14 protein-coding genes are annotated in these 12,814 nt (G+C 41.5%); 8 read left to right on the top strand and 6 right to left on the bottom strand.

What is annotated here, in order from left to right:
- Positions 1 to 58 precede the first annotated feature (58 nt).
- From HWQ36_RS01310 to HWQ36_RS01300, 3 genes are all read right to left on the bottom strand, one after another.
- Positions 59 to 469: a caspase family protein gene (locus HWQ36_RS01310; RefSeq protein WP_292697284.1), complete on the bottom strand. Its 411-nt coding sequence runs from the start codon at positions 467 to 469 to the stop codon at positions 59 to 61.
- Between the two features lie 30 nt (positions 470 to 499).
- Entirely contained in the window at positions 500 to 877 is a 378-nt protein-coding gene (locus HWQ36_RS01305) for a hypothetical protein (protein WP_292697282.1), read from the bottom strand.
- Positions 878 to 950: 73 nt separating this feature from the next.
- The gene (locus tag HWQ36_RS01300; protein WP_366828180.1) at positions 951 to 1,373 is read right to left on the bottom strand and encodes a calcium-binding protein; all 423 of its coding nucleotides are present in this window, start codon (positions 1,371 to 1,373) and stop codon (positions 951 to 953) included.
- Positions 1,374 to 1,755: 382 nt separating this feature from the next.
- Here HWQ36_RS01300 and HWQ36_RS01295 point away from each other — a divergent pair, with 382 nt between their 5' ends.
- The 6 genes from HWQ36_RS01295 (at position 1,756) to HWQ36_RS01270 (ending at position 7,501) form a co-directional block, all read left to right on the top strand.
- Positions 1,756 to 3,036: a general stress protein gene (locus HWQ36_RS01295; protein WP_292697280.1), complete on the top strand. Its 1,281-nt coding sequence runs from the start codon at positions 1,756 to 1,758 to the stop codon at positions 3,034 to 3,036.
- A gap of 141 nt (positions 3,037 to 3,177) precedes the next feature.
- A complete protein-coding gene (locus HWQ36_RS01290; RefSeq protein WP_292697278.1) occupies positions 3,178 to 3,639 on the top strand; it encodes a BON domain-containing protein in 462 nt (153 codons plus the stop codon).
- Positions 3,640 to 3,820: 181 nt separating this feature from the next.
- Positions 3,821 to 4,252 carry a CAAD domain-containing protein gene (locus tag HWQ36_RS01285; RefSeq protein ID WP_292697276.1) on the top strand — a complete coding sequence of 144 codons (432 nt, stop codon included), beginning with the start codon at positions 3,821 to 3,823 and terminating at the stop codon, positions 4,250 to 4,252.
- A 331-nt stretch (positions 4,253 to 4,583) separates the two neighbouring features.
- Positions 4,584 to 4,991: a hypothetical protein gene (locus tag HWQ36_RS01280; protein ID WP_292697274.1), complete on the top strand. Its 408-nt coding sequence runs from the start codon at positions 4,584 to 4,586 to the stop codon at positions 4,989 to 4,991.
- Between the two features lie 185 nt (positions 4,992 to 5,176).
- Positions 5,177 to 6,073, top strand: a complete 897-nt coding sequence (locus HWQ36_RS01275) for an AraC family transcriptional regulator (protein ID WP_292697272.1) — start codon at positions 5,177 to 5,179, stop codon at positions 6,071 to 6,073.
- 243 nt (positions 6,074 to 6,316) lie between these two features.
- Positions 6,317 to 7,501 carry an NAD(P)H-quinone oxidoreductase subunit H gene (locus tag HWQ36_RS01270; protein ID WP_292697270.1) on the top strand — a complete coding sequence of 395 codons (1,185 nt, stop codon included), beginning with the start codon at positions 6,317 to 6,319 and terminating at the stop codon, positions 7,499 to 7,501.
- 66 nt (positions 7,502 to 7,567) lie between these two features.
- Here the strand turns inward: HWQ36_RS01270 and HWQ36_RS01265 are convergent, their stop codons facing one another.
- Complete coding sequence (locus HWQ36_RS01265) at positions 7,568 to 7,690, bottom strand: hypothetical protein (RefSeq protein WP_292697268.1); 123 nt, start codon at positions 7,688 to 7,690, stop codon at positions 7,568 to 7,570.
- A gap of 42 nt (positions 7,691 to 7,732) precedes the next feature.
- On the opposite strand from HWQ36_RS01265, the gene HWQ36_RS01260 reads away from it, so the two are divergent.
- Positions 7,733 to 8,608 carry a hypothetical protein gene (locus HWQ36_RS01260; RefSeq protein WP_292697266.1) on the top strand — a complete coding sequence of 292 codons (876 nt, stop codon included), beginning with the start codon at positions 7,733 to 7,735 and terminating at the stop codon, positions 8,606 to 8,608.
- A 54-nt stretch (positions 8,609 to 8,662) separates the two neighbouring features.
- Here HWQ36_RS01260 and HWQ36_RS01255 read toward each other — a convergent pair whose 3' ends face one another.
- Positions 8,663 to 10,231 (bottom strand): metallophosphoesterase, encoded by a 1,569-nt coding sequence (locus tag HWQ36_RS01255; RefSeq protein ID WP_292697264.1) that lies wholly within the window; start codon positions 10,229 to 10,231, stop codon positions 8,663 to 8,665.
- 153 nt (positions 10,232 to 10,384) lie between these two features.
- Positions 10,385 to 11,356 (bottom strand): YegS/Rv2252/BmrU family lipid kinase, encoded by a 972-nt coding sequence (locus tag HWQ36_RS01250; protein WP_292697262.1) that lies wholly within the window; start codon positions 11,354 to 11,356, stop codon positions 10,385 to 10,387.
- Between the two features lie 193 nt (positions 11,357 to 11,549).
- Between HWQ36_RS01250 and HWQ36_RS01245 the strand changes: the two genes are divergently transcribed.
- Entirely contained in the window at positions 11,550 to 11,972 is a 423-nt protein-coding gene (locus HWQ36_RS01245) for a lysozyme inhibitor LprI family protein (protein ID WP_292697260.1), read from the top strand.
- Positions 11,973 to 12,814 lie beyond the last annotated feature (842 nt).

Raw genomic sequence — 12,814 nt, 5'->3', positions numbered from 1 at the left:
GAATTAAATCTTACCCTACCTCGGATGGTGTCACTTTGTTTCCAACAAAGATTGCTGATCAGGCAAGTCCTCTTGTCAATAGGCTTTGAGACGCGCTAACCCTGCTATTGCTCATGACTGAATGCACAGAGCTAGCTGGTACTGTTGTGGCCTTAACTAGTTCTCCTTTGTCACTTTTTTTAGTGTTGCAAGCAGCAAAGTAAAGCTTGCCATTCTCATCTTTAATGCCATGTCCAGAGAAAAACAGCAGCAAGAGGTCGTCTTTTTGACGATCGCCAAACAAAGCCTCAATTGCCTCATCCATTACTTGTCGTTGAGGATTTATCAGCAGTGTTACGTCATCAAAACCGCCAATCTCTGGATGCAGCAAAACGCGCTCCATCGCCTCGACATCTTTTGTCGCCGCAGGTAATGGGGTAAGACCAGGCTCATACTTACTAACTCCGATTAGCAGTGCTACTTTTGCCATCTCCCTATTCTTCCTTGCTAATGGAATTTATCAGTTACCTGCGATAAACTTTTGAGCTTGTTCAATGGCGGCGTTTAACTCTTCCTGACTGCTAGCTTTCACCTTGAGTTTTTTGCCGTTGGCCTCAACTTCCAATTCAATAGTTTTGTTGCCCAAGCGATCGCCCAAAAATCCCAACAATTTCTTAAAATTGGCAAGGCTCACCTCTGCCTGTAATACTCCCAGCAGAAAACCGCCAACAGACTTGCCTCTTTCGGGTATTTCTGTAACTGCTACAAGTTCAGCACTTTCTACGTCTAAGTCTTTGATTTCTCGCAGCAAATTCCGTGTTTCCTTTTCTTGCTCCTCTGCATCTAAGTCTGGATTAGAAAGAGCGATCGTTAACTTGACGTTAGATTCAGAACTCATTTTGTACCCTTTTCGGTTTTAAGTAGTTAACTGTCAACTATATTTCTATGATTTATCGAACAGAATTCAGCAGTCAAGATGGGCTAAACGCCTTGCTTCCGCCAACACCAATGAGGATACCACCGTTACCAAAATCACCGCTAATAGTATCGTTGCCAGATCCACCAACAAGGCTATCATTACCAAATCCACCAACAAGGCTATCGTCGCCAGATCCGCCGTCAATCCTATTATTGCCAGATCCGCCATTAAGCGTATCGTTACCAGATGCGGCGTTAATGATATCGTCACCATCACCGCCGTCAATCCTATTATTGCCAGATCCGCCGTTAATCGTATCGTTCCCCACTCCACCGTTAATCCTATCGTTGCCAGATCCGGTGTTAATCGTAACGTTGTCAGATTTGCCGTCAATCCTATTATTGCCATCGCCGGCGTTAATGATATCGTTGCCAGAACCGCCGTCAATTGTATCGTCGCCAGATCCGGTGTTAATGATATCGTTGCCAATCTTTAAATTCTTCTACTAACGTAATATTTTTAGAACTACAATATCTAAGCTTTCATATTGAAAAAGAATGCATAATTCAGAATTCAGCAATCTCGATCGCTAACGCTACACTATCGGCTTTTTCGGTCATAATTCATTTTTAATTCTGTTAGCGATAGCCGAGCATTTAGCCCGTCCTAACTTCTGAATTCTGATTGATAAATTATGATTTTATATTTACTCATTTAGATAAAATCACCTATTCCTAACGATAGAGACAAAAATTCTTCCAAGCGATTGATGAAACATAATTCAAAACGTGTATTAATAAGGGTATTACAAGCTATAAATTTGTGACTAATTGATTTTTGCTGAGGAGAAAAAGATAATGGTTGTAGGTGTACATAAACGTGCTGTAGGTGTATTTTCTCATCGTCGAGATGTAGAACATGCGCTAAATGAATTGAAAAAAGTCGGCTTTGATATGGATAGAGTCTCTGTCATTACCCAAGATGGAGACAAAGAAGATATTGCTGGTGCTGAAGTGCGCGATCGCGTTGATGATAAATCTGATGAAGGCGCTAAAATTGGAGCCGCTACAGGCGGCGCTTTGGGCGGATTAACTGGTTTATTAGTCGGTCTTGGTACTTTGGCAATTCCTGGAATCGGGCCAATTATGCTGGCTGGAGCCGCAGCAACTACCCTAGCTACAACTCTCGCTGGCGCTGGTATTGGTGCAGTAGCTGGTAGTTTGCTTGGTGCATTAATTGGTTTAGGAATTCCCGAAGAACGAGCTAGAGTTTATGACGAACGTGTAAGACGAGGACACTATTTAGTGATCCTGGATGGTACAGATACAGAAATCGCTAGAGCAGAAGCAATTCTCCATCAGGGTGGTGTCGAAGAGTTTGGTATTTATGACAACCCAGATGCTAGAAATGCTGATTATGTCGCTCCAGTCTCTAACGTTAACGTGGCTCATAGTGGTGTTGCCAGACGCGCGATAGGAGTCTTTTCTCATCGCCGAGATGCAGAAGCAGCACTCACAGAATTACGAGATGCAGGTTTTCCCTTAAGTACAGTCTCCATCATCGCTAAAGATGCAGACGGTCGTGGAATCGCTGGTGTAGATGTAGATAGAAATGTCGGAACAGGTAATAAAGCAGACGATGGGGCAAAAACCGGAGCAGCTACAGGCGGTGTTCTAGGCGGCTTGACTGGCTTATTAGTTGGACTTGGAACTCTAGCAATTCCTGGAGTTGGGCCTGTGATTGCTGGTGGTGCAGTCGCAACAGCTTTGGCCACAACTTTAGCTGGTGGTGCGATCGGTGCAGCTGCTGGCAGTATTGTTGGCGCACTGGTTGGCTTGGGAATTCCTGAAGACAGAGCGCGGGTATATGGCGATCGCTTCCAAAGAGGCGACTACCTAATAATTATCGATGGTACAGAAGCTGAAATCTACCAAGCTGAAGCAATTCTCAAACGTCGAGGTATTGAAGAATTTGCTATCTATGATGCCACTGATTTAGGCGAACATCGGCCAGGTTTAGACCGAGTAACACATCACGACACAGCAGTAGCCGATCCTATTCGCCCCAATTACTCAACAGAGCCTCATCTTAACGATCCTTCTGTAGTCATTGTTGACCGTCGTGATGAAACACTTTAATATAAAGTAGTTTTCACTTCCACTAATTACACACAATTGCAAGAGCAAGAATTTGAAAACTTTGCTCCTGACTTCAAAAACTTGCTCCTCACTTCACCGTAAAAATCAACAAATTTCACTTTTCGATTGCGAATTAAATCTATGAAAAAGCTAACCCCCTTCTTAATTAGCACCCTTTTAGTTTTTGGTGTTGCTGCTTGTGATAACGCTTCTAAAACAAGTGAATCTGCACCCAATAATCCTAATGAAGCTGCACAATCACCGAGTGTACAGACAACAGAAGCTTCTCAAAAGGATGCACAAAGTGAAACTCGCAGAAGACAACTTGATGCTGATATCCGTGCCCGCGAACAGCGCAATAATACCACTGGTGGCGATGCAGATAGAGCTAAAGGTGACTTAGCAAGCGAAGTTCGCTCCAAGTTAGAGGCAAACATACCCAAAGGTCAACTAACAGTTGATGCCACAAAGGATGGAGTTGTCACTATTGGAGGAACTGTTAACAATCAGCAAGAGTTGGCTAAAATTGAACGTTTAGCTAAAGAAATCAAAGGTGTTAAAAGCGTAGTTGTGAAAGCAACTGTTGCCCCACCAAAGAACTAAGGCAACTAACAATAAATCCAAGTGAGTAGGTAGACAAAAATAAATTTAGATTTTCCTACTCAGTTTTAATGGTCAGTAATAAATATAACTGACCATTAAAAATTGGCAACTGACGACCTTAATAATTATATTTATTGATGCTCAGTTCAGTTACACAAACTTTTGTAATCTTTGAAAAACTATGGAAACCGAACAACAGCAACTTGAATCTATCAATACTTCATTATCACAAGGTGCGCTAGCACTTGAAGGTGTAGATACAAATTTGCCAATGTTACCACCAGCATCTGAACCGGAATCTCAATGGCAGCAAATTAGCAAACAAGTTTCTCAATTTTTGGAGAAACTACCCGAATACTTAGGTAGCTTTTTTCAGGATTATAAGCAGCCTCTAATAACTGTTGCTTTAATTTTGGCGGCCATTGTGACTGCAAAGTTAGTGCTAGCACTACTGGATGCAATCAATGGTATTCCATTACTATCACCACTATTTGAATTAGTTGGAATTGGTTATGCCAGTTGGTTTATTTTCCGTTATCTACTAAAGGTTTCAACTCGGCAAGAATTAACTAATGAAATTCAATCCCTCAAAAATCAATTTGTGGGCGATTGAAGAAGAATTCAGAAGTTAGAATGGGCTAAACGCCCCGCTATCGCTAAGGTCTAAATCCCTCGCTTCTAGCAAGCGAAAAGACTTGCGGCGGGGTTAAAATTTCCATTGCAAAACTTAATTACGTAAAGCCTGCGGCATAGCTTCAGCTTAACGCGGAGCGTGCCGGAGGCTCTATTACGAATTATTTCAATCTTTTGGATACATCGAAAGATAGAGGATATAACATTATCTTTAATTTAAATCACTTCTAAAGATAGTAGTTCGGAGATTAAAAAAAGCTTAATCTAGTTTTTGAAGTTATTTAATACATTCTTTAACGAGGACATAAATTATGGCTAATGAAGCAGTTAAGAGAGATATAGATTCATCCGATCGCGCTGAAGCAGATACTTACGATCGCGGCATTATCCCAGCAGAAACAGCTGCTCGGATGGAAAGAGAAGGGGGCAACTACAAAACACTCCCTACAGAAGAAGGGGAGGCAGATGTAGCTACAGATGACCAAACCGATCCAGAAAGTATACGCACTACTGACGGATACACCGTGGACAAAGAAGGTTTGTTAAACAACTATGCAGTTGAACCGGAAATGTACTACAAAGAACCAGGTGATGCACGCAAACAAGCAGCAGAAGATACTGCACAACGTGTTGAAGAACTTGGAGAAGTTAATCAAGACGAAGAAGGTAAGTTAACCGAAAAGGGTGACAAACGCGGTAGAGGCCCAGGAATAATTTAATTAACAAATATCTTTTTGGTGTGTGCAATTACACGTAAAAAGGCTAAATAGGTGGTTTGTAGAGACGCAATAACTATAATTGCGTCTCTATTTGTATGGGCGAATAAAGCGCAACCCAATATAAAACTGGTGTGAAAATTTTTGAGCTTCTGATACATTGGGCTTGTAATAACTTCTGGTAGTCTATGTTAGAAAACAAGCCCTTAGTTATCACTAAAGAGGATGAGGTATTCCCACTATTCCCACGTTTCCCAATTCTCACAAGTCTGCAAGCAGGTTGGCAAGGTTCATCATTTGGCTATATGTGTCAACCTGCTTATGAATTTCCTGAAGTTTGCACTCCCCTGTGGCACTCTCTTGTGATTTTCACTCATGGAGCGCGGGTAATTCATGCTGAACGAAAAATGGATGGACGCAAGCATCATGATGCTGTTGTTGGAGGCGATATTATTATTACTCCCGTTAATGTTGGGCATCAGGCTGCTTGGGATGCTGAAGGGGATTTTATTTTACTTGCGATTGAACCACAGATTTTTGCTCGTGCAGTTGACGAAACAGCAGATGCAGAACAGATTCAACTTGTGCCGCAGTTCGCCACACCCGATCCTCTAATTTATCAAATAGGGTTAGCACTGAGAGGCATTCTAGAAAGTAATCCTCTAGGGAGCCGTCTTTATGCAGAGACGATGATAACTGCCTTATCAGTACATCTCATGCAACACTATTCCACGCGCCAACCGATATTAAAAGCATATAAGAATGGTTTACCACGGCGGCAATTACAACAAGTCATAGACTACATTCACGAACATATTGACCAAAACTTAGGTTTAGCAGAATTGGCGGCGTTGTTACCAATTAGTCCTCATTATTTTTCCCAGCTTTTTAAACAATCTATGGGAATGACTCCCCATAAATATGTAATTCACTGTCGCGTGAAACGTGCCCAAGAATTATTGCTGAAGGGAGAAATGACAATAGCTGAAATTGCTGATTTGGTTGGTTTTGCTAGCCAAAGCCATCTCAATTTTCACTGTAAGCGACTCATGGGTGTAACTCCTAAAGCTATTCAACAAAGATAGGGCAAATCTGCAAAAAATCGGACGTTTTTGCAAGACTCCATTTCCTAAATTCTCTAAAATTTTCAAAACCAGTATCTTGTTCAATACCTTCGCCAAATCAAAAAATGTCTCGATTCGTAGGTTGGGTTGAGGCACGAAACCCAACGTATTTGTTGGGTTTTGCTTCGCTCAACCCAACCTACTAAAATTTTCAAAACCAGTATCTTGTTCTGAAACATTAGGGATTAGGGAAACTTTTTATTTATGGTCAGAATTGAAACCAAGACTGAGCCAATGGTGATTAACTTTGGCCCCCATCATCCCTCAATGCATGGGTGCTTTCGGATTGTTGTTACCTTAGATGGCGAAGATGTAGTGGACTGTGAACCTGTCATCGGCTACCTGCACCGAGGTATGGAAAAGATTGCTGAAAACCGTACCAATATTATGTACGTACCTTATGTGAGTCGATGGGACTACTATGGCGGAATGTTTAACGAAGCCGTGACGGTGAATGCTGTCGAAAAACTGGCAAATATTTCTATCCCCAAACGTGCTAGCTACATTCGGGTAATTATGCTGGAGTTAGCCCGAATTGTTAATCATCTGCTGTGGTTGGGGCCTTTTGTGGGAGACACTGGCGCACAAACTCTCATATTTTACACTTTGCGCGATCGCGAAATGATTCTCGATTTGTTTGAAGCTGCCACAGGCTACCGCATGGTCAACAATAATTATTTTCGCATCGGTGGTGTTGCTGCTGACCTTCCTTGCGGCTGGGTGAATAAATGCGAAGACTTTTGTAACTACTTTCCACCAAAGATTGATGAGTATGAAAGACTAATTACTAATAATCCCATTTTTCGCCGCAGAGTCGAGGGTGTAGGTGTTCTAAGTCGTGAAGAAGCAATTAACTGGGGGATTTCTGGCCCAATGTTACGAGCTTCTGGGGTGAAGTGGGATCTACGAAAGGTTGACCACTATGAATGCTATGACGATTTTAACTGGCAAGTACAGTGGGATACAGCCGGAGATTGTTTTGCCAGGTATCTCGTCAGAATTGGAGAAATGCGTGAGTCAGTCAAGATTATTCAGCAAGCACTCAAGGGATTACCTGGTGGTGCATACGAAAATTTAGAAGCTCAACGGATGAAAGCAGGCTCTAAATCTGAGTGGAACGGATTTGATTATCAATTCATTGCCAAAAAAGTTGCGCCTACATTTAAAATTCCTCAAGGTGAACATTATGTGCGTATAGAGTCAGGCAGAGGAGAATTAGGAATCTATGTTATCGGAGACGATCGTATCTTCCCCTGGCGTTGGAAAATTCGTCCAGCCGATTTCAATAATTTACAAGTTTTATCTCAGTTAATCAAAGGTCAAAAAGTTGCAGATATTTTCGTTATTTTGGGAAGCATTGATGTTGTGATGGGATCGGTAGACCGTTAAGATAATTCGTAATTCGTAATTCGTAATTCGTAATGACGCGCTCTCTACTTAAATCCCCAAAATTAGTTAAATGATTAACGGCTCAAGTTCACGATTATGCCATTGGCGTTGATGCCATTCGGCAACCAATGGACGGACAATAAACTTAGGTTGTCCATTGCCTTTAACGTCAATGGGTAAATCACACATAATATTATAATTATTATTGCAACAAAGTTTAATAAAATTATTATGAGCAGGAATAACCCGACTTCACCCACAACCTGGGTTGAATTTATACATCAGCTTATAAGCACCAGGCGTGGATTAATAACTATAGGGTTTTTACTTGCTGCATTTATACTCGTCTTGTCGTTAATTTTCTACTCGTGGCGTCCCGATCAAGTTGAGATTACGACGAATGCTGGAACGATCACTATTAAAAAAGGGAGTACACAGAATGCAGTTGTAATGGTGAGCGCTTCTGGAAGTACAGAAAACGGAAAAACCCCCTGGACTCGAACGGGAATCATAGTTAAAAAGGACGATAAAATTAAAATCCAAGCTAGTGGACGCGTACATACCGCATTAAAGAAGTTAATCACCATAGCAGAAACAGATCAGCAGATTTTACCATCGTGGGTTGGCCCAAATGGTTCTGACCCGAATATGCACAAGGACTGGGATAGTAGGCGGGCGTCGTACAAACTCATGCCTGACAAAGATACTGTGCATGGTTATGGGAAGTTGATAGCTGCCATTTTGCGTCAAGACGAAGGAGTAAGAAATCTAAAAGCAGTCGGTGAGAAAAATGAGTGGGATATAGAAGAAGGTGGTGAATTAGTTCTTGCGATCAACGATATTTTATTAAAACCGGATGCGCGTGATATATATGCTCTACCTGTAAAAGATAATTATCAATACTACAAAACCAAAATTGATGACGAGGATCTTTTAAAGAAAAAAAATGGTGAGTCTATTCCTAACAAACCTCTGAACGAAAGAATTAATGAAGCATATAAGAAGCGGTTAGCTACTTGGGATCAAGACATTTTGCCAAATAGTAACTGGATGGTCTGGTATGACGATAACATTGGTGCTTTCTCTGTTTCTGTGACGATTAACTAGCATGATTAAATAGCAATATAAAAACTTCCTTACTAGAATAAAAATGGCTCTTCATTACATATTATGCTGATTTACGATGATTAACGGCTCAAGTTCAGGATTATGCCATTGTCGTTGATGCCATTCGGCAACCAAGGGACGGACAATAAACTTAGGCTGTCCATCGCCTTTAACGTCAATGCGTAAACCTGAATAAGGTCGTCGCTTTTGAAAACCTTGACCGTTGCGACCAATGAAGAGATGCGATCGCGCCACTAGTTTATTTTCTTCCATTAAATCTGCTCCCTCAATCCTTTGGCGGCGCAAACTAAACCCGCTACCACCACAAACAAGCCAGTGGATATGAGCATCAGCGTGTCCTGTATCCATTGTCTCCAGATGTTCTAAGCAGTGGGCGTGACCGTTTAATACCAAATCAACTAAAGGACGATCCTGATTTAAGGAACCGATTTCTTTAGCTACTGCATCCAGCACGCCACGGAAGCGATCGCGAATGATCAAAGTTTGTGCTTGTTGCCACTTTGTCGCCTCAGTTACATAAGGAGGATGATGGAAATAAATCACCCTTCCCCGAACTTCTGAATTATTCCAAGATTCAATTAATCTTTTTTTGAGCCAGTCTAGTTGTTCAATATCAGTCTCCATTGTTTTGTCACTGGCTAATTGCTTCTCGATGTCAACAATAATTTCTTCAATTTGCGATAGCTTGGCATGATAGTCGTCTAATTGGTCAGCTTCAATGGGGTTTTCAGGATGAAGCTTGGCCGAAGTTTCAATAATTTGCTGCTTTTCTTGTTCTAAATCTTCACGACGCTTTTCTAAGATTTTGCGATCGGCATCACCTTGTTTGGTTTTAGGTAGAGGTGGTGGATCGTTAAATGTATTAGAATCCAAGGCGAAGAAATCAATTCCGCCATAGCGAAAAGTGTAGTAACGATTGGGAAGGCGGGTAAAATGCCCTGGTTCATACCTAAGACAAAGACCTGTATCTGTCTTAGCTGTGTAGTGTTGATCTAAATGGCTAGCTAACTCTCCCGGAAGCTGAAACGCCTTAAGATAGTCTAGAAATGCCTGTGCGTAAGCCTCACCGGTTCCTGAGCCATGCAAACCTACATCTAAGTCTAAGCGCGATCGCAACAGGCGACGAATGGGTAATGTTGTGAGAGAGGCCAAGCTCAATAAAATGGGCAAATTATAATAATCGTGATTTCCCGGTACTGGTAAAATAGGCAGCTTAAAAAGCATCTTGTCATAAGCAATCCGTCTCGGATGCTCTCCGCCTAAGATAAACTCTCGGTAAGGCTCGATGAAGTTTTGCGGGTAGTATTCACTCGAACCCACTAAGTAAATCACATCCCCGGTATGCAGCATAAACCGACATTCATTGTGATGGGGCAACATCAGTTCAGCTATCTGTCGTTGGGGATTATGTCCCCGATGCTTACCAGAACCACTATCACCCACAACTAAAAATGAGAACTCAGGATTATCTGCTTGACCATCCTCCAACACCAGCCGAGTTTGGTCGATGTTCCGTTCCACAATTAACGGATCTTGCCATTTTACTCGCTGATTCATTTTACGAATTTTGTTAGCGATCGTTGGATCAGATACAAGTTTCAATGCAACATACTCCTGAATCTTGAATTGCAGGGGGCAGGGAGGAGGGGGGCAGGGGGACAAGGAGCCTATTCCTTGTCTCTTCTTCATGCCCAATACTTCGACTTACCTCGACTTCGCTCGGCACAAGTCGCTCAGTACAAGTGCCCAATGCCCCTATTCCTCTAGCGGATCTTTCATCTCAATAGTCAGATTAGGCAGTCCCTCTAGTTTTTCTGTAGGCTCAACTTCTTCTACTAATGGCACAAAAATCCTCAATCCAGCTGGTACACACTTAATTTCTACTGGTGTTGTGCCGACTATTTCACCATCAAGAACAACCTTTTGTGGTGGCTCAGTTGTAATTTTAAATTGTTTAGCTCTCAGAAAACCAATATCATCCCGTTCTACGGCGTTACCTGTAGATGCCGTTTGGAATAGATGAAATGTAGCAGCGATCGCTCCTGCTTTATTAGCTGGAGCTACAATAGTTAAATCTAGTAGCCCATCATCATAAACCAGACCTGCTGGCCCCTGAGCTAAGACTGAAGTGGGAGGCGCGGCATTTGCGACTGTTACTGCACAGGCATTAGTTTTAATTATTTTGTCTTCTGTTTCAATTTCAACATCAAAGTTATGTAAGTTTCTGAGTTGCTGGATTCCTGCCAAAACGTAGGCCATCATTCCAAAGCGATTTTTGGCATCTCGGTCTGCTAATTCTACAGTTTCAGCTTCAAAGCCAATACCTGCTAAGAGTACCATTGGGCGATCGTTGCAATAGGCTACGTCTACATGGCGAGTTCCTCCCTGCAAAATTGTTTCACACGCACCTGCGATCGTGTCAGGAATTCCTAAAGCTGTGGCAAAAGCGTTTGCTGTTCCTCTAGAAATGATGCCAAATGCAATATCAGTACCCACTACAGCCGCCGCCGCCGCCGAGAGAGTCCCATCTCCTCCCGAAGCAATGATTGCATCTACCCCTCGCTCTACGGCTGCATAAGCTAGTTGATCTGCATCGATTTCTTGAGTTGTAAGATAAATATCTAGTTCAATATCTGGCTCTAATATTGCTCGAATTTCTGCCAGTTCTATATCTGGGTCGCCCTGACCCGCAACTGGATTAAAAATAAGACAGGCGGAACGATTCATAAAATATAAAAGCTAAACTTTTAGATCACTAAAATACTAAGTTCTTTTTAGCATTCTCGTAAAATTTCCACTTCCTTCTGACGGCTGGTTTATCTTTTGTAACAAGTTTATACGTATTGTGCGTTGAAAGATACCAATGACGCACATTTTGGTATCTTTTGTCTATACTTGCCTAAACAATAAAGTTTTTGCCATGCGTCAATTATTACTAGTTTTGGCAAGTATGCTAACTCTCAGCAGTTTAGATAACCCTTCGATGACAATGGCAGGCACAATGCCTGATTTACCCCAGATTCGCCTAGCTCAAAAATTTAACTGTAATAATCCTCAAACTCAAGCAGCAATTAATGAATGCGCGAGGTTATCGTATCAGAATACAGATAAAAAACTGAATCAAGCTTATCAACAATTGTTACCTATCTTAGAAAAATCTAGAAAACAGAAATTGATTACTGCCCAACAAGCATGGGTAAAGTTTCTAGATACCAATTGTGAGTTTGAAAGAAGCAAATATGAGGGAGGAAGTATTGCCCCTAGCATTTATCTTGGTTGTCTAGAAAATATCACAAAACTGCGTACCCAACAATTACAGGAATATCTTAAATCCGACCCTTAGACTAATTCGTAATTACTGTTATCGAAACAGAATTCAGGAGTCAGTCGCCAGAATAATGTCTCCGGCACGCTCTTCGCGTTCAGAATGAATTTTGAACGAAAAAGTGAATGAATCCAGGGGTTTAAGACCCCCACTAAATCTTTGATTTAATGGTCAACAAGACAGTGGCGGGTCTGAATCCCCCACTGATTCATTCTGACTTCTGTTAGCGGTAGCGGGGCGTTTAGCCCCTTCTGAATTCTTCTTCAAGTGGGGTTTTAGACGTTTCACATTTACGTCGTGTTGTACTAGTTGAATGGAATGCGATCGCACTCCACTTTACTGAAAAAGGCTGAATAGACGATTAAGAGTTTATTTACGCCTTTGCGCGATTCCAAAAAATGCTTTATGCAAGAAATATATTTATCCAAAAATCGATGTAACTATTACATTCATATCAAATTCTTTGTAGCAAAACAATGTTGCCACCCCAAGCACATAAAAAGCTCCAATGTTGGATAAGAAGCCGTCATTTAATATGTTCAGGTCACTTTTTTATATTTGAAACCATAGACTACTCTTGCGTTGATAGATTTACTGAGTGTATAGCCACTTTAGGAGGAACATTAATTTCTGTAGAGCCTGTTGATAAAATTTGGATGGGCGACCATCGACAGGTTATTCTTTATCGTGTCAAAGCCAGTTTGTTTACGCCTTGTCATCAATTAAGGCAATACTGGTTTAAGTATGGTGGTTTATACACTAGATTTGATAAAAATTGTTAATTGTTTTGATTGATAGCGACTTATAAACCACGTCTATCTTGAAACCTGTAGTTCAACTCTAATGAATAAGGATTTGCC

It is taken from the genome of Nostoc sp. NMS2 (genome assembly GCF_017115105.1).
In the GTDB taxonomy this organism is placed as follows: domain Bacteria; phylum Cyanobacteriota; class Cyanobacteriia; order Cyanobacteriales; family Nostocaceae; genus Nostoc.
This window is presented reverse-complemented; position numbering and strand designations above follow the sequence as displayed.

Bases quoted from the DNA above. Each gene is read 5' to 3' on its own strand.
- HWQ36_RS01295 (WP_292697280.1), top strand. From the start codon at position 1,756: ATGGTTGTAGGTGTACATAAACGTGCTGTAGGTGTATTTTCTCATCGT.
- HWQ36_RS01275 (WP_292697272.1), top strand. From the start codon at position 5,177: ATGTTAGAAAACAAGCCCTTAGTTATCACTAAAGAGGATGAGGTATTC.
- HWQ36_RS01285 (WP_292697276.1), top strand. From the start codon at position 3,821: ATGGAAACCGAACAACAGCAACTTGAATCTATCAATACTTCATTATCA.
- HWQ36_RS01280 (WP_292697274.1), top strand. From the start codon at position 4,584: ATGGCTAATGAAGCAGTTAAGAGAGATATAGATTCATCCGATCGCGCT.
- HWQ36_RS01250 (WP_292697262.1), bottom strand. From the start codon at position 11,356: ATGAATCGTTCCGCCTGTCTTATTTTTAATCCAGTTGCGGGTCAGGGC.
- HWQ36_RS01260 (WP_292697266.1), top strand. From the start codon at position 7,733: ATGAGCAGGAATAACCCGACTTCACCCACAACCTGGGTTGAATTTATA.
- HWQ36_RS01245 (WP_292697260.1), top strand. From the start codon at position 11,550: ATGCGTCAATTATTACTAGTTTTGGCAAGTATGCTAACTCTCAGCAGT.
- HWQ36_RS01270 (WP_292697270.1), top strand. From the start codon at position 6,317: ATGGTCAGAATTGAAACCAAGACTGAGCCAATGGTGATTAACTTTGGC.
- HWQ36_RS01305 (WP_292697282.1), bottom strand. From the start codon at position 877: ATGAGTTCTGAATCTAACGTCAAGTTAACGATCGCTCTTTCTAATCCA.
- HWQ36_RS01310 (WP_292697284.1), bottom strand. From the start codon at position 469: ATGGCAAAAGTAGCACTGCTAATCGGAGTTAGTAAGTATGAGCCTGGT.
- HWQ36_RS01290 (WP_292697278.1), top strand. From the start codon at position 3,178: ATGAAAAAGCTAACCCCCTTCTTAATTAGCACCCTTTTAGTTTTTGGT.
- HWQ36_RS01265 (WP_292697268.1), bottom strand. From the start codon at position 7,690: ATGTGTGATTTACCCATTGACGTTAAAGGCAATGGACAACCTAAGTTT.